12 protein-coding genes are annotated in these 15,770 nt (G+C 69.2%); 7 read left to right on the forward strand and 5 right to left on the reverse strand.

From position 1 onward, the window contains the following. The first annotated feature begins 53 nt into the window (after positions 1-53). From ABWI07_RS12670 to ABWI07_RS12680, 3 genes are all read left to right on the forward strand, one after another. The gene (locus tag ABWI07_RS12670; protein WP_353818614.1) at positions 54-1,601 is read left to right on the forward strand and encodes an Ig-like domain repeat protein; all 1,548 of its coding nucleotides are present in this window, start codon (positions 54-56) and stop codon (positions 1,599-1,601) included. Between the two features lie 367 nt (positions 1,602-1,968). Next, positions 1,969-3,528 carry an Ig-like domain repeat protein gene (locus ABWI07_RS12675; protein ID WP_353818615.1) on the forward strand — a complete coding sequence of 520 codons (1,560 nt, stop codon included), beginning with the start codon at positions 1,969-1,971 and terminating at the stop codon, positions 3,526-3,528. A gap of 262 nt (positions 3,529-3,790) precedes the next feature. Continuing rightward, positions 3,791-5,347 carry an Ig-like domain repeat protein gene (locus ABWI07_RS12680; RefSeq protein ID WP_353818616.1) on the forward strand — a complete coding sequence of 519 codons (1,557 nt, stop codon included), beginning with the start codon at positions 3,791-3,793 and terminating at the stop codon, positions 5,345-5,347. 69 nt (positions 5,348-5,416) lie between these two features. On the opposite strand, the gene ABWI07_RS12685 is transcribed toward ABWI07_RS12680, so the two are convergent. Beyond that, entirely contained in the window at positions 5,417-6,628 is a 1,212-nt protein-coding gene (locus ABWI07_RS12685) for a serine/threonine-protein kinase (protein WP_353818617.1), read from the reverse strand. Positions 6,629-7,049: 421 nt separating this feature from the next. Between ABWI07_RS12685 and ABWI07_RS12690 the strand changes: the two genes are divergently transcribed. The 4 genes from ABWI07_RS12690 (at position 7,050) to ABWI07_RS12705 (ending at position 10,569) form a co-directional block, all read left to right on the forward strand. After that, positions 7,050-7,976: an alpha/beta fold hydrolase gene (locus ABWI07_RS12690; protein ID WP_353818618.1), complete on the forward strand. Its 927-nt coding sequence runs from the start codon at positions 7,050-7,052 to the stop codon at positions 7,974-7,976. Positions 7,977-7,995: 19 nt separating this feature from the next. Beyond that, on the forward strand, positions 7,996-8,505 hold the full coding sequence (locus ABWI07_RS12695) for an RNA polymerase sigma factor (protein ID WP_353818619.1): 510 nt from the start codon (positions 7,996-7,998) through the stop codon (positions 8,503-8,505). After that, positions 8,502-8,978 (forward strand): hypothetical protein, encoded by a 477-nt coding sequence (locus ABWI07_RS12700; RefSeq protein WP_353818620.1) that lies wholly within the window; start codon positions 8,502-8,504, stop codon positions 8,976-8,978. The genes ABWI07_RS12695 and ABWI07_RS12700 overlap by 4 nt, the downstream gene beginning before the upstream one ends. 211 nt (positions 8,979-9,189) lie before the next feature. Then, positions 9,190-10,569, forward strand: coding sequence for a WD40 repeat domain-containing protein (locus ABWI07_RS12705; RefSeq protein WP_353818621.1), 1,380 nt, complete (start codon positions 9,190-9,192; stop codon positions 10,567-10,569). 68 nt (positions 10,570-10,637) lie between these two features. Here ABWI07_RS12705 and ABWI07_RS12710 read toward each other — a convergent pair whose 3' ends face one another. The 4 genes from ABWI07_RS12710 to ABWI07_RS12725 all read right to left on the reverse strand — a co-directional run bounded on the left by ABWI07_RS12710 (position 10,638) and on the right by ABWI07_RS12725 (position 15,763). Next, positions 10,638-11,774, reverse strand: coding sequence for an ADP-ribosyltransferase family protein (locus ABWI07_RS12710; protein WP_353818622.1), 1,137 nt, complete (start codon positions 11,772-11,774; stop codon positions 10,638-10,640). Between the two features lie 42 nt (positions 11,775-11,816). Continuing rightward, a complete protein-coding gene (locus ABWI07_RS12715; RefSeq protein WP_160160974.1) occupies positions 11,817-12,428 on the reverse strand; it encodes a DNA-binding transcriptional response regulator in 612 nt (203 codons plus the stop codon). 132 nt (positions 12,429-12,560) lie between these two features. After that, the gene (locus ABWI07_RS12720; protein WP_353818623.1) at positions 12,561-14,357 is read right to left on the reverse strand and encodes a PLP-dependent aminotransferase family protein; all 1,797 of its coding nucleotides are present in this window, start codon (positions 14,355-14,357) and stop codon (positions 12,561-12,563) included. Then, the gene (locus ABWI07_RS12725) at positions 14,354-15,763 is read right to left on the reverse strand and encodes a M20/M25/M40 family metallo-hydrolase (RefSeq protein ID WP_353818624.1); all 1,410 of its coding nucleotides are present in this window, start codon (positions 15,761-15,763) and stop codon (positions 14,354-14,356) included. The genes ABWI07_RS12720 and ABWI07_RS12725 overlap by 4 nt, the downstream gene beginning before the upstream one ends. Positions 15,764-15,770 lie beyond the last annotated feature (7 nt).

Consider the following 15,770-nt stretch of genomic DNA (forward strand, 5'->3'; position numbering starts at 1 on the left):
TCGGCCCCGAGGCGCCCGCTGCCGCTCATCGTCTCAAAACCCGGAGCAGCCCCATGTCCACCGGAATCCCAGCGCATTTGCCGCATTCGCGCACTCTGAAGCCCGCCCGCACCGCCACTTCGGCCTTGCTCGATCTGCCCGTGGCAGCGGTGACCGCGACATTGGCCTATGTCGCCAACCTCGATGGCAATACGGTGTCGGTGATCGACACGACCACCAACGTGGTGGCCGCCGGTATCCCCGTCGGCTCCGGCCCGGCGTGGGCGGCGATCACCCCCGACGGCGCAACCGTCTACGTCACCAACCGCAACGGCAATTCGGTGTCGGTGATCGACGCCGCCACCAATACGGTGACCGCCACCATCACCGTCGGCGTCGGCCCCTACGGGCTGTCCGTCACGCCTGACGGCGGCGCCGTCTACGTCGCCGCCTCCGGCGAGGGCCGGGTGGCAGTGATCGACACCGCCACCGACACCGTGTCCACCACCATCAACGTCGGCGGCTTTCCCGGCGGCGTGGCGGTCGGCCCGGACGGCACCGCCGTCTACGTCGGCAACCTGACCAGCGGCACGGTGTCGGTGATCGACACGGCGACCAACACCGTGGCCGCCGGCATCTCCACCGGCGGCGCACCGGCCGAGCTGGCGGTCAGCCCGGACGGCGGTACCCTCTACGCCACCGATTTCGCAGCCGGCAAGGTGGTCGTGGTCGATACCGCCGCCCGTGCGGTGACCGCCACCATCGCCGTCGGCGTCGGGCCGGTCGGCATGGCGGTCACCTCGGACGGCTCCACCCTCTACGTCGCCAGCTTCTACGACTCGGTGTCGGTGATCGACACGGCCGCCAACACGGTGACCGGCACCATCCCCGTCGGGGGCGTCGGCGCCAGCGGGGTCGCGATCACCCCTGATGGCACCGCCCTATACGTCACCCTCTACCGCAGCGGCTTGGTGCAAGTGATCGACACTGCCACCCGCGAGGTGACCACCACCATCACCGGTGTCGGCCCGGGCCCCTACGGCATCGCGATCACCCCGGGTGCCAGGTCCGCCGTCACCGTCAAGGCGTCGCCCAACCCGGCCCGGGTCCGTCAACCGGTCACTCTGACCGCCACGGTCACCTGCCTTGAGGGCACCCCCACCGGCACGGTCGAGTTCCGCGACGGCGGCACCAGCCTGGGTTCTGTCCGCTTGCGCAACGGCACCGCCTCCCTCGTCCGACAGTTCGATGGCGGCGCCCGCGCCATCACCGCCGTCTACAGCGGGGACGGCACCTGCCCGGCCGCGGAGTCCAGTCCGATCACCCTGACCGTCAACAAGAGCGCCTCGGTCACCGTGGCCTCGGCGCTGCCGCGCGTGACGCTGGTGAACCGGCGGGTCACCCTCCTCGCCCGCGTCGCGTGCGGCGGAACCTTCCCCTCGGGCACAGTCGAGTTCCGCGACGGCGCCACCACCCTGGGAACGATCCCCCTGACCGCGGGCTTCGCCTCCCTGGTCACCACCTTCACCACCACCGGCAACCACACCGTCACCGCCCTCTACAGCGGCGACCAGAACTGCGAGTCCTCCACGTCGCCCCCCGTCACCGTCATCGTCCGCTGATCGCGCCGCGACGGGCCGACGACAGCTCGTGGGCGCCTGGCAGACGAGACACCCGGGCCGCCCAGGCGCCCATTGTTGAAAGTGCCTGCGCCACTCGATGCAGGCCGGCCCGGAAGCCGCGTCCGATGCCCGAGGAATGGCGCGCCGGCACGTGGGTGCCATCCCGGAGTCCCAGGTCGGACGGCTGACCTGATCGATAAATGTGCCCGCCGATCGTTCTGCGTGTTTCCTGGAGACGGCTGTTTGAGGATCAAGAATGCCGGACACTCTAAGTAGTGAGTCGAATCCTCATGGTGAAATGCCGCAGGTGAGAGGCAATATGCGCCCGCCGTTCGGCGATCACCTTCCACAACTTGGAGCAGCCCCCATGCCTGCCGATATCTCCCCGGCCGACCTCCGACTGCCACACGTGCGGATATCCGGTCGTACCACACCCGCTTCGTCCCTCCGGTCCGCCCTGCCCACCGAGGCGGCTACGACGGCGTATGTCACCGATATGGAGGGCGGCGCGGTGTCGGTGATCGACACCGTCACCAACGTGGTGGCCGCCACGATCCCTGTCGGCAACTTTCCGGAGGGCGTGGCGGTCGCCCCGGACGGCGGCACCGTCTACGTCACCAACACCGTGGACGGCACGCTCTCGGTGATCGACGCCGCCACGAACACCGTGACCGCCACCATCCTCGTCGGCAACTACCCGTACGGGGTAGCGATCACGCCGGACGGCGGCCGCGTCTACGTCAGCAACGGCAGCGATGGCACGGTCTCGGTGATCGACACTGCCACCGATACCGTGACCGCCACCATTCCCGTAGGCAGCACTCCGTCCGGGGTGGCGGTCACCCCGGATGGGGGCCGCGTCTATGTCGCCGACAACGGGGATGGCACGGTTTCGGTAATCGACACTGCCGCCGATACCGTGAGCGCCACCATCTCCGTAGGCAGTGCCCCATACCAGGTGGCGGTCACGCCGGACGGGGCCGGCGTCTATGTCACCGACGTCGCGGATTTCACGGTTTCGTTGATCGACACTGCCGCCAATGCCGTGACCGCCACCATCCCCCTCGGCGACTACAGCTATCCCTACGGCGTGGCGGTCACGCCGGACGGGAGCCGCGTCTATGTCGCCGACATCGGGATCGACGCGGTGTCGGTGATCGATGCCGCCGCCAATACCGTGAGCACCACCATCCCGGTCGGCAGCGGCCCGTACGGGGTGGCGGTCGCTCCGGACGGCGGCAGCGTCTACGTCACCAACTCCGGCGCGAACACGGTGTCGGTGATCGATGCCGCCACCGACACCGTGACCCTCACCATCCCCGGCGTCGGCCCCTACCCGTCCGCCATCGCGATCGGCGCGAGCGCCACCTCCTCGGCGGTCACGGTCATCGCCGAGCCCAACCCGGCACAGGTCCATCGCCTGGTCACCCTGACCGCCACGGTCACCTGCAGCGAGGGCACCCCGGCCGGCGCGGTCGAGTTCCGAGACGGCGCCACCGTCCTGGGCTCCGCCCGCCTGCGCAACGGCACCGCCACGCTCGTCCGGCAATTCGAGGCGGGCGCCCACACCATCACCGCCGTCTACGGTGGGGGCGACGGCTGCCCGGCCGCGGAGTCCAGCCCGATCACCCTCACCGTCAACAAGGGCGCCTCCACCACCGTGGCCTCGGCACTACCACGCGTGACGTTGCGGAACCGGCAGGTCACCCTCCTCGCCCGGGTGCTCTGCGGAGGAATCCTCCCCACCGGAACGGTCGAGTTCTTCGACGGCACCACCAGCCTGGGAACCATCCCCCTGACCACAGGCTTCGCCCGCCTGATCACCAGCTTCACCACCACCGGCGCCCACAGCATCACCGCCCTCTACAGCGGAGACCAGCACTGCGAGGCCTCCACCTCGCCCCCCGTCACCGTCACCGTCCGCTGACCCCACCGCCAGCGGGTCGGCGACACTCCGCGGGCGCCCGGCAGAGGGCCCGCCCCGGAACGCCGTGTCCGGGCGGTCGTGTTCTGATCAATGAATGTGCCGGCAGCCGTTCTGCGCATTTCGCTGGAGATGGCTGTTTGGGGATCAAGAATGGCGGACACTCTAAGTAGTGAGTCGATTTCTCAAGGTGAGCTGTCGCAGAGTAGACGCGACATTCGCTCGTCGCTCGACGATCTCTCTTTCCGAACTCGGAGCAATCCCCATGCCCGTCGATATCTCCCCGGCCGACCTCTTCCGCAGACGCGCGCGGATATCCAGCCGTGCAGCTCGCGACTCGTCCTTCCGGGCCGCCCTGTCCGCCGACGCCCTCACCATGACGGTGGCCTACGTCGCTGATCTGGAGGGTGACGCGGTGTCGGTGATCGACACCGTCACCAACGCGGTGGCCGCCACGATCGGCGTCGGCAGCCACCCGTACGGGGTGGCGGTGACCCCGAACGGCGGCGGCGTATACGTCACCAACGCCGGGGACGACACGGTGTCGGTGATCGATACCGCGACGAACACCGTGGCCACCGCCGTTCCCGTCGGCAGCGCCCCTTACGGGGTGGTGGTCACCCCGGACGGTGGCAGCGTCTACATCGTCAACAACGGGGACAACACCGTGTCGGTGATCGACGCGGCCGCGAACACCGTGACGGCCAGAATCACCGTGGGCGGCGGTCCGCTCGGTGTGGCGGTCTCCCCGGACGGTGGCGGCGTCTACGTCGTCAACAACGCGGACGGCACGGTGTCGGTGATCGATACCGCGACGAACACTGTGACCGCCACCGTTCCCGTCGGCGGCGCACCGTACGGGATCGCGGTCACTCCGGATGGCGGCACCGCCTATGTCACCAACGGCGAGGACGCCACAGTCTCGGTGCTCGACACCGCCACGAACATCGTGACCTCTACCATTCCCGTTGGAAACTACCCGTACGGCGTGGCCGTCTCTCCCGAGGGAGGCGTCGCCTATGTCACCAACCGCAACGACGACACGGTGTCGGTGATCGACACCGCCTCCAACACCGTCACCACCACCATCACCGTCGGGAACGCCCCGGTCGGCGTGGCGGTCACCCCGGACGGACGCACCGCCTACGTCACCAACCACTACGAGGACACGGTGTCGGTGATCGACACCGCGACCTACACCGTGACCCTCACCATCCCCGGCGTCGGCCCCTACCCGTACGGCATCGCGATCAGCGAGGGCGCCACCTCGGCGGTCACGGTCACCGCCGATCCCAACCCGACCCAGGTCCATCACCTGGTCACCCTGACCGCCACGGTCACCTGCAGCGGAGGCACGCCCACAGGCACGGTCGAGTTCCGCGACGGCGCCACCGTCCTGGGCTCCGCCGACCTGGACGAAGGCACCGCCACCCTCGGCTGGAGGTTCGAGGCCGGTACCCACACCATCACCGCCGTCTACGGCGGGGACGACGGCTGCCCGCCTGCGGAGTCCGGCCCGATTACCCTCACCGTCAACAAGGGCCCCTCGACCACCGTGGCATCCGCATTGCCCCGGGTGACGCTGCGCTACCTACGGACAACCCTCCTCGCCCGTGTCCTCTGCGACGAGGGCCTCCCCACGGGCACGATCGAGTTCCGTGATGGCGCCACCAGCCTGGGAACCGTCCCCGTGCTCGCAGGCGTGGCCTTCCTGGTCACCGGCTTCCGCACCACCGGCCGCCACACCATCACCGCCGTCTACAGCGGCGACCGCCATTGCGAGGCCTCCACGTCGCCCCCTGTCACCGTCCTCGTCCTCTGAGCCCACCGACCGCGGGCGCCTGGCATTCGATCCACTCGGACTGACCGGGCGCCCCGCCGTTGAACAGGCTCACTCGTCGGGGACCAGGCACAGGGTGACCGGCCCCTTCTTCGCGGGCAGCACCAGCGTCTTCGTGAAGCTGGAGCAGGACGTCTCCTCGTCGTAGTGGTAGACGACCCGGTAGTTCTCCGCCCACGGCATGCTCAGCCAGCAGGGGTGCTTCCGCCAGGTTCCCCGCTTGCCGGTCTCCGAGCTCTTGGCGTGGACGCAGTCGTCCGGCTCGGCGCGCTCGGCGGGCTGGGCGTACGCCGACATCGCGACCAGGAAAGCCGCGGGGATCGTCGCGCAGATCCCGATCGCGAGCATCTTCCGGTTGATGCGGGGCCGTGACCAGCGGCTCGCGATCTCCTCCAGGTGCCGGTTCTGGGAGGAGGCGCGTTCGGTGGGCCGCTCGTCCGGGTCCTGCGGAGTGTCCATGAGGTCCAGGGCCTCGGCGGCGCTGGGACGGGTCGCGGGGTCCTTGTCGAGCAGCCGGACGATCAGCCGCGTGAGCCTCCCGGCCTGCGTCGGCGGCGGGGGATCGTCGCGCAGCAGCGCCGTGACGGTCTCGGCCGGGGTGTCGCGTCGGAACGGCGACACGCCTTCCACGCACCGGTAGAGGGTGACACCCAGGGAGAACAGGTCCCCGGCCGTGCCGTTGTTCTTGCCGCGCAGCCGCTCGGGCGCGAGGTACTCCATCGAGCCGATGACCGCACCGGACGCCGTCATCGCCGTGTCCGTCTGGTGGACCGCGATGCCGAAGTCGGCGAGCAGCACCTCCCCGGCCTCGGTGAGCATCACGTTCGCCGGTTTGACGTCGCGGTGGACGACCCCGGCCATGTGCGCCGCGTCCAGCGCCTTCAATAGCGCCTCGGCGATCTTCGCGGTCTCCTCGGCGGTGATGCTCCGCCGCTCCTTGAGCCGATCCGCCAGGGAACTGCCGTCGACGAGGCGCATGACGATCCACGGGACGCCGTCCTCGATCACCACGTCGTGCACGGGGACGATGCCGGGATGGTCCCGCAGCCGGGCAGCGTTGCGGGCCTCGCGCTTCGCCCGGATCAGGAACTCGTCGCGTTCCGCGTCAGACGCGGTCGGCGGCAGCCGCACCTCCTTGACCGCGACGTCCACGCCGAGGGTCTCGTCGTGGGCCTTCCATACCCGCCCGAACCCGCCCGATCCGAGCACTTCCATCAACCGGTAGCGCCCGCCGATCCGATCCAGGTGTGCCTCCCGGGTCACGCGCCCCTCCGGTATCCGGCGTCGCCTCGAAGAAGCCGATTATGTCCCACAAGATCACCCCGTGGCAGAGCAAGAAGGCTCACGACGAGGCGCAGCCACCCGCCGTCGCTCGTCCTCACCGAGGCTTTCGGGATCCACGATGCGGAACCGCGGGCATACGACGGGACGCCGGCGCGGAGGTCCCGGCAGCACAGGAGGCAGGTCACGTGCGGTCGCGCACCGGTCGCTACCGGGTCGAGTTCGGTGCGGGCGGCGCGGTCGGATGGACCGGCGGGCGACCGTCCTGAGGTGTCGGCGGTGCGACTCCGAGCGAGAAAGTCGGCACTCGTGTGGAACGTTCGGCGTCTCAGGCGCCTCCTTACCTCTGACAGACAGAGTTCAAGGGGAGGCATGCATGCGCTCATCTCGGCAAATGCCCTGGGTGGACGGCGTCGAGCACCGCTTCGTGGAAGCGCGCGCAATGCGCTTCCATGTCGCCGGAGCGGGGGAAGGGCCGCCCTTGCTGTTCCTGCACGGCTTCCCGCAGCACTGGTACGCGTGGCGACATTTGATTCCTCGGCTCGCCGACCGCTACCGCCTGGTGATGCCCGACATGCGCGGGGCAGGCTGGTCGGACGCGCCCTACCGGGGGTACGGCACTCGCGACCGGGCCGCCGACATGCTCGCGGTCATGGACGCCCTCGGGCTCGACCGGGTCGGCCTGGTCGGGCATGAGTGGGGCGCCTGGGCCGGCTTCAGGGCGTGTCTGGACGCGCCCGACCGGTTCACCCGGTTCCTCGCGCTCAACATCGTCCATCCCTGGCCCGACCAGCGCGCCACCCGCCGGAATGCCTGGCGCATGTGGTACACCGCCCTGTGGGAGTACCCCCTGCTGGGCGGCGCGATCTTGCGGCACTGGCCGGGGTTCACCCGCTACCACCTGCGCCGGGGCGTCGTCGACCCTGCCTGCTGGCGCGCCGGCGAGCTGGAGGAGTTCGTGGCGTCGGTGCGTTCGCGGGCTCACGCCCATGCGGGACGCGCCCTGCATTGGCAGTACGTGCTGCATGACATACCCGCCCTCGCCACCGGCCGTTTCCGCCGCGAACGCCTCGCCGTTCCCGCGACGGTCCTGCTCGGCGCGGGCGACTTCGCGTTCGTTCCGGAAATGCTGGAGGGCGGGGCCGATCACGCTGATGAACTGGACTCCAGAATCGTCCCCGGTGGGCACTACCTTGCTGACGAACGCCCCGAACTGGTCGCCGCGACCATCCGGGAGCTCTTCCCCGCGACAGAGACCACCGTTCAGAACAGGCCACTCGCGCGGAGCCGGGCCGACCGGGCGCCGGCTCCAGCCCGGGCGCGCATATGACCAGGCTGGAGCACGCTGCGTGACGGCTGATCCCGAGTACGTCGCCGCGCTGGTCCGGGGTGCGCAGCGCGGCGACAGCATGGCCATGCAGGCACTGCTCGATCTGCTGGCGCCCTACGTCGGCAGGCTCTGCGGGCCCATCGCCCTGGAGGACGGCCCGGATGCGGCGCAGGAGACGTTGATCGCCGTGTTCCGCGGGATCTCCCGCCTGCGCGAGCCCGCCGCTCTGTTCGGCTGGGTACGGGCCATCGCGATCCGTGAAGCCGTCCGGACCGCGCGCCGGTCCGGGCCGCCCGCGGAGCCAATCGACCTTGACGCCGTGCCCCAAACGGGAGATCTGCAAGAGGCCGCCGACGTCCGCGACCTCCTCGATCGGCTCTCACCCGAGCACCGCGCCGTTCTGGTCCTGCGCGATGTCGAAGGCCTGGACGAACGGACCGTGGGCAAGCTGCTCCAGATCTCCACGGGAACGGTGAAATCGCGTCTCCACCGAGCACGCAAGAGCTTCCGGAAGGCATGGCGAGGATGACCGAGCCCCGTTGGCCCGTGGCCGATCTCGACCCGGTACGGCACCTGCGCATCATGGCCGCGTCCATCCCCGGCGCCGCCTACGCGGAGCTGGTGCTCGCCCGTTCCGTGAACGAGGTCTGGGCGGTCGCCGGTGACCTGGAGACCGAGTTCCCCATGCTGCTCGGCGACGTCCGCGCGATGTCCATCGCTCACGCCGACGGCGAGCACCTGGAAGCGATCGCCGTCGGCAGGTTGGGGCAGCGCGCCCGGTTCGATGTCGTTCTCCGCCCGGGATGGTGCTGGATGCAAAGCAGATTTCTGCACGGGGGGATGGCCGCCGCGCCCGAGGGCGACGGCACCCGCGTCGCCTTTCTCGGGGCGCTCCGCATCCCCGGCGTGCGCCTGGCCGATCCGATCGTCCGCAGGCTGCGCTTGGGCAACCGCGTCCTTCACCGCCTGGAGGCCCGCCTGCAAGCCCGAGCAACCGACTAGCCAGGAGGCCGTAATGCGATCCCGACCGGTAAGGACGTGCCCGCCGCCCAGACCTCGCCCGCGACCGTCCTCGGCCATGCCCTGCCACCGCTCGATCACCGCCCGGCACTCCTCCCACATGCGGCCCCATCCGCGCCACTCTCCCAGTTCCGATCAACCCGGCACCCGAAATGAGTGATCATGTTCGGCTTCAACGCCTGGAGGGGATGCGATGCTGACAGACGACTACGGGATCCGCGTGCTCGACCTCGATCGCGCCGAGCGCCGCGTCCGGGCGCGGGTGTTCGTCGTCCGCTACGACATCGAGCGGCGCAGCCACCCGCCGGTGCCTTCGGAGGCCGCCTTCTTCGTGCGGTTGCTCTGGGAGACGGCGGCGGACGGCGACCCGATCCGCGAGGAGATCTCCGCGGCCCGGATCCGGGACGACGCCTGGCTCGAACAGAACAGCCAATGGTTCGTGGAGCGCGTCGAAGGGCGCGACGGGCACAAGGAGCAGCTGGACGGCGGCGACTACGGTCTTCTCGACGGCGACTACCACTACCAGCGGGGCGACGGCTGGTCGGGCGAGTTCCGCTTCGCTCAGGGCGACTTCGACATCCGGGTCCCCGACCCTCGCTGGCTGCACCATCTGGAGCCGGGCCTGGTGCTGGGGAGCGCCTCGCGGGACGCGGCGACCGAGCACCTGCGTCCCGAGGACGTCCCGCACCTGCCGGACCTGCGCTCTCCCGTCGCGACGCTCACCCCGTTCCCGGAGGAACCCGACGAGTACGACGAGCTGGAAGAACCTGTCCTCGACCGGTTGGTGTTCTCCGACGATTCGCGGTACCTGGCCGTCACCAGCGAAGACGGCGGCCTGGTGGTGTACGAGACCGACGGCTGGACGGAGCGCGCCCGCGTCCACCCCGGGCGCGACGGCCTGGACAACGCCATGTGGGTACCGGGAGAGCACGTCATCGTGCTCACCGATGCCTATGGGATCCACGACGCGGAACCGTGGGCATACGACATGGACGCTGGCGCGGAGGTCCCGGCACCGCAGCAGGCCGGTCACGTGCGGTCGCGCACCGGCCGCTACCGGGTCGAGTTCGGCGAGGACGGCACGGTCGCCTTCGTCACCGCTCCCCGGACGCCGGACCGCACGGTGCCGGTCGGCCCTGACGACGACTCGCTGCTGTCCGCCGATGCCGTCGCCTTCGACGCGGCCGAGAGCCGGATGTTCGTCTGCCAGGGCCCCAACGTCTACGTCCTGGACCCCGCGACCGGCCGCGCCCTGGACACCATCACCGCCGGGGTGCGACGTCTCGGATCGGTGGCGGCCAGCCCGGACGGCGCCTACATCGCCACCGCACCGCACACCTGGCCCGGCATGGCGCCGTGGCCGGCCCGCCCCGAGGCCGAAGGACGGGAGGCCGGGGACGAACCGTCGATCTGGCGCGTAGCCGACGGCCGTCCGCTCCTGCACTGCAGACTCGGCCTGAACATCGGAGCCCTGGCATGGTCCCCTAACGGCCGATGGCTGGCCGCCAACACGGACGGCCCCCTCCACCCAAGCGACCCCGTCCAGACCTACGTGTTCCGCGTCCCGGGCTGAGGATCAGCAGGGTGAACGGGGCGCGGCGACTCCGAAGGCGGCCGCCACGTCCGGCATCAAGCGTGGGGTCACAGGTTCAGGTGGTGGCGGTGCTCTTCGGTGATCTCGCGGTATCTCTCGGCGTCCGCCGTGGCGCCGTAGGCGGCCGCGCGGTCGGCGCACAGGCCCGAACGGTGAAGGGTGACGAGCCGCCGGAACAGGTCCCTGGCTCGGCGGTCCTCACCTTCGTTCGACGCGATGGTCGTGACGTGGTCCCGATTGCTGTTGAGCATGCAGGCGTCCACGACGTTGATGCGCTCGCGGTCCCGCAGTCGTTCCGTTCTGACCCGCAGGATCTGGAAGAACGGCCCGCGGAGCAGTACCTCCCGTTCATGCGAGTAGTAGGACAGGTCCTGTATGGGAACCGCGCACAGGGAGGTCACCACGCTGCTTGGAAACTCCGCGCGGTAGATGTCGAGCAGCGCGGAGGGGAGTCCGGTCACCTCGATCCGCCAGAGGACCGGCTTCCAGCCGGGTCGCATGGCGGCCTCCCGGAGCGCGAACTCCATGGCCCGATCGGGCTCCAGGCTGGTGGACACCATGGCGAGCGGGACGGAGAGGTACCGCTCCTCTACGGGCCCCTGCGCAGCACGACGCAGTCGCGCGAAGACGTCCGGCGAAACGCACATCCCCCGGTAGACCGTGCCGTGGAAGTCGTCGGCGCGGGCGTTGGCGGCGCGATAGTTGAACAGATCGATGCTGAGGAGTTCGATGAGGAAGGCGGCGCTGCGCAGGGCGGACGCGTCGGCGGTGATGTCATCGGCGCGAAAGGCCCGGTTGATGAGGCCGAAGACGCTGCGGTATCCGACCTCTGAGGTGTAGTACCTGACCAGCGCGCCGTCATCGCCGTCCTCGGAGGTGCGCAGGTCCGACCACTCCAGGCGGCGGGAGAACAGGGCCGCCATCCCCAGTTCGTGGATCTCTTGTTCTTCCGGGTCGACGAGTCCTGGGTCAACGCCCAGGTATTCGTGGAGCTCGTCCCTGAACTGCGCGTATCGCTCCCAGCCCATGCGGATGGCACTGATCGCCCGACGCACCTGCTCCATCCTGCTGCCGACGTGCGTGCCGGCGTAGAAGGAGCGCTCCTCGACGCCCCTGCCGCTCTGGCATAACTCGCGCAGGTCCGCCCAGTCGCCGAAGCGGTGCGCGCGATCCCTGGTTTGCATCAGTGCCGTCCTCAAACGATGTGGACGTGGAGATTCGAGGCATCACCCGGGTCGGTGGGCCAGCACCGCTCGAATGAGATCATCGGGTGTCTGCACCACCGCGCTCGCTCCGGCGGCGAGAAGTTCCGCGTGCTTCGACTCGTTGCCGAATGTGTAGAAGATGACCGGAACGCCGCTGGCCTCGTCCCGCGCCAAAGCCAGGAGTTCGGCGCCGGCGTCCGGGTCGTCCTGCCGGGTGATGTCGCTGATGATCAGGGAGTAGTGCAGCGTGCTGCCCAGGTAGACCGCTCCGGCGGCGGTCGAGGTGGCTTTCGTGACGAACAGCCCCAGTTCTTCGAGGGCAATGGTCTCGTACAGGTTTCCGTCGGGATCGTCGTCCACCCAGAGCACTCGGGCGAGCCGCACATTGGTCAGGTTCTCGATCTCCTGACCGACCTTTTCGGCAGGTATGTCGCCGCGGGCTTCCGTCGCGGACCGTGCGGCGGCGCGGGCCGCGTCGGCGTCGGCGGGCTCGATTTCTATCTCGATGTCGAAGATGCTGGCGAGGCTCAGGCTCACTCGCCCGCCGAGCCCTCTCCTTATGATGAACGCCACGGTGCCCGCGATAACGACGACCAAGAGGCATCCAAGGATGAATTGTTGAAGCCCGTTCAAGTCGCCTCCCATCGGCGATGGCTTGAGGCCTCATTCAATCACCCGGGGAAACGCGCACGCGTTTCTCCTGTTCATTTCGGTTATGACCGCATGAGGTCACCCGTTGATCAGCGAGTTCGCGGACTCGGCGGGTCAGGTGAAGCCGCGGTCGGCGTAGGGGGATTCGCCGGTGAGGATTTCGCCGTCGAAGGTCTGGGTGGGGGTGGACAGTTCGGCGGGGATCGTGGCCTGTGGGTCGAAGGCGTCGGATGCGTGGAGGTCGGCCACGAAAGCGTCGATCTCCTCTTCCGTCACCGAGGCCATCAGGAAGACGTGGGCCATGTCGCGCGGCTTCGGGTCGTCCGGCCGCATGCGCATCGTGACCGTCGACAGTGACCACTTGGCCACCAGTGCCGGGTTCGGACGCCGGAACCGGACGGTGAGGCTCAGCGGAGTGTGGGCGATCCACAGGCCGCCGGGCCCGAACTTCGCGAGCCGGTGTTCCAGGCGGGTGAGCTGGCGCACCAGGTAGGCGGCCATTCGCTGGCAGTGCGTGCTGAGAGCGATCTGGCGGGCGTCGGGGTTCTGGGCGATGTGGTCCCACATGACTATGGGCGACAGGCCGTTGCGGGAGCCGGCGAACGTGGTGTCCAGCGAGCCGATGTACTCGGGTTTGTCCGGTGGCTGCATTTGATACTTGATCTTGGTCATGAAGGCCCCACATGGCCACGGGGCGCCCATCCACTTGTGCCCGCTGACCACGATGGACGACACCATGTCCACCGATCCCATCAGCGGTTTGTCGCCGAAGAGCCCGGAGGTCAGCCCGAAATCGAACTCGGGGACGGACACCTCGGGCATGTACTCGTAGCGGGGGTCGCGGGCCGCCCTGCTCAGGAACGGGACGTAGGCGGCGCCGAGTGCCCCGTCCACGTGGATCCAGAACCCGCGCCGGATATCGTGCTGCTCCTTGCCGTACTCCACCCTGCGCTGCACCAACCCGTGGTCGGCGAAGATCGGCAGCAGGTGGTTGCATACGCTCCGGACGTTGTCGTAGGCGCCCTTGAACGTGCTGCCGAAGTTCAGGCTGACGATGATCGGGTGGCCCTTGGCGGCGAAGAACTCGACCAGCGTCGCCAGCTTGGTTACGTCGATGGACCCGGGGCCGAACGTGGAGTACTGCTCGTCGGGCGGGCCGTCGGAGGGAAGCTCGGACGGCACCTCGTCCGGCCAGGGGCCGCCGAGCGGGCAGTCGTCGGGGTACATGGCGCGCCCCAGTTCGCTGAACGTCGGCAGGTTCAGCACCTGGACCGCCTTGGTGAACGAGTAGTGCGTGTCCTCCGAGTAGAAGACCACGGGTGAGTAGGCGTTGGGGTTCTTTAGCGGCACTCTCGGGAAGGTGTAGCGCATCGGCGTGTCCTTATGGGCATTCTCCTCCTCGCCGAGCAGCCGCTTGCCGGAGAGGTAGTCGCGGGCGTTCCACAGCGCGTACATGTTGCCCTCGGTGGCCCCCATGCTCAGGACGTATCCCCAGCACGACTCCTTGTCCTTCGGGTCGTAGGGGGTTCCGTGCCAGAGTCGCGCGAGGTACGACAGCACCGCCTGCTCGACGACCTTGGAGTTGACCTTGTAGCCGCTCTCCTGGAACGGGTCGCCGATGTTGTTGATGTGGCTGGTGAGGAACTGCCCGATGTCCTGCTGATAGGCGCCCATGTCCTCGTTGATCTGGTAGCCGAGCATGTGGTCGCGCCAGTCCGACAGGTAGGCGGCCAGGCGGCGCAGTACTGTGCTGCGCCTATTGGGCGGCACCCCACTGCCGTCCAGGAAGAAGTCCTGCGGGTCGGGGGCGAACGGTGGCCTCGGTCCAAAGACCTGTTGGCTGGGCCTAGCCCCGTTCTGCCAGTCGCGCTCGGTGCATTCGGTGGTGGGACGGCCGATGGGGTGCGTCATCGTGGATCTCCCTTCCGGGCGTGCATGCCGCTCGCCTTCAGCAGCAGGGCCTCCGCCTCCGTCATGGACTGGAGCTCGGAATAGCTGACGCTCTCGTTCGGAGCGTGGATGGCGCACGTGGGCTCCTCGCAGCCCCACAGCAGGATGTCCGCCTGCGGGTTGGCGGCGCGGAACGCGCTGGCCAGTGGAATCGCCCCGCCCTGCCCGGCGTGCGCGACGGGCTTGCCGTCGTACGCCTGCTCCAAGGCGACGTGGGCGTCCTTCATACGGGGCGTGTTGGGGTCGGCTGCGAACCCCGCGCCCTCATTGGCCGGGGTCACTTCCACACGTGCGCCCCAGGGGGCCACCTCCCTGAGCCGTGCGGTGAGCCCCTCGCGGGCCTGTTTGAGGTTCTGATGCGGGGCCAGCCGGACGCTGATCTGCGCGGTGACGGACGGCCGCAGCGCGTTGGTGGCACCGGCCATGGGCGGGACGCCGTCCAGGCCGACGACGTTCACGGACGGCTTGCCGTACAGGCGCTCGGCGAGCGGGCCCGTGCCGATCAGCTGCACGTCCTCCAGCAGGCCGGCGTCGTGGCGGAACCGGTCGTCCGGCACGTTCGGCCACCCGAGGTCCTCCTTGTCCAGCCGGAGCAGGACGTCGCCCTGGTCGTCCTGGAGCGCGGCCAGCATGCGGACGAGGGCCATGAACGCGTCCGGCGCCGGCCCGCCGTACACGCCGCTGTGCACCGGGCTGTGGAGCGTGCTCACCGTGACGTCTACGGCGACCAGGCCGCGCAGGCTCGTCGTGATGGTGGGCTGCCCGCGCTGGACGTTCCCGGTGTCGGCCATCACGATCAGGTCGGCGGTGAAGCGGTGGTCCGCGCGACCCGTCTCGGAGGCGAGATAGTCCTCGAGGATGCCGGTCCCGGTCTCCTCCTCGCCCTCGATGACGAGCTTCAGATTGACGGGCATGTCCTTGCCGAACATCCGCAGCATGGCCAGGTGCATGCAGATCCCGGACTTGTCGTCGGCGGTGCCCCGGCCGTACAGCCGGCGGACCCCGGCGATCTCGTTCTCCGTCGCTATGAACGGACGGGTGTCCCAGCCGTCGCCCGGCGGCTGGACGTCGTAGTGCGCGTAGAGCAGCACCGTCGGCGCCCCGGCCACGGGCGGCGCAGGATGCTCGCCGTAGACGAGGGGCGTCGCCGTCCTGCCCTCGTGGGAGACCGCCACCTCCTCCACATGGGCGATCCCCGCCTGCTGGAAGAGGCGGACGACCTCATGGCGGGCGTTCTGGACGCCCTCCGGGTTCGCGGCGTAGCTGGGTATCTCGACGAGGCACGCCAGGTCCTGCCAGAGCCGTTCCATGTTGTCGTCGACCAGCGCGCGCACGCCACGCGTCAGGTCCGACACCTCGGTCGTCATGACTGCC

This window comes from Actinomadura sp. NPDC000600 (genome assembly GCF_040492135.1).
Classification (GTDB): Bacteria; Actinomycetota; Actinomycetes; order Streptosporangiales; family Streptosporangiaceae; genus Spirillospora.

Bases quoted from the DNA above. Each gene is read 5' to 3' on its own strand.
- ABWI07_RS12680 (WP_353818616.1), top strand. From the start codon at position 3,791: ATGCCCGTCGATATCTCCCCGGCCGACCTCTTCCGCAGACGCGCGCGG.
- ABWI07_RS12705 (WP_353818621.1), top strand. From the start codon at position 9,190: ATGCTGACAGACGACTACGGGATCCGCGTGCTCGACCTCGATCGCGCC.
- ABWI07_RS12720 (WP_353818623.1), bottom strand. From the start codon at position 14,357: ATGACGCACCCCATCGGCCGTCCCACCACCGAATGCACCGAGCGCGAC.
- ABWI07_RS12725 (WP_353818624.1), bottom strand. From the start codon at position 15,763: ATGACGACCGAGGTGTCGGACCTGACGCGTGGCGTGCGCGCGCTGGTC.
- ABWI07_RS12670 (WP_353818614.1), top strand. From the start codon at position 54: ATGTCCACCGGAATCCCAGCGCATTTGCCGCATTCGCGCACTCTGAAG.
- ABWI07_RS12675 (WP_353818615.1), top strand. From the start codon at position 1,969: ATGCCTGCCGATATCTCCCCGGCCGACCTCCGACTGCCACACGTGCGG.
- ABWI07_RS12700 (WP_353818620.1), top strand. From the start codon at position 8,502: ATGACCGAGCCCCGTTGGCCCGTGGCCGATCTCGACCCGGTACGGCAC.
- ABWI07_RS12710 (WP_353818622.1), bottom strand. From the start codon at position 11,774: ATGCAAACCAGGGATCGCGCGCACCGCTTCGGCGACTGGGCGGACCTG.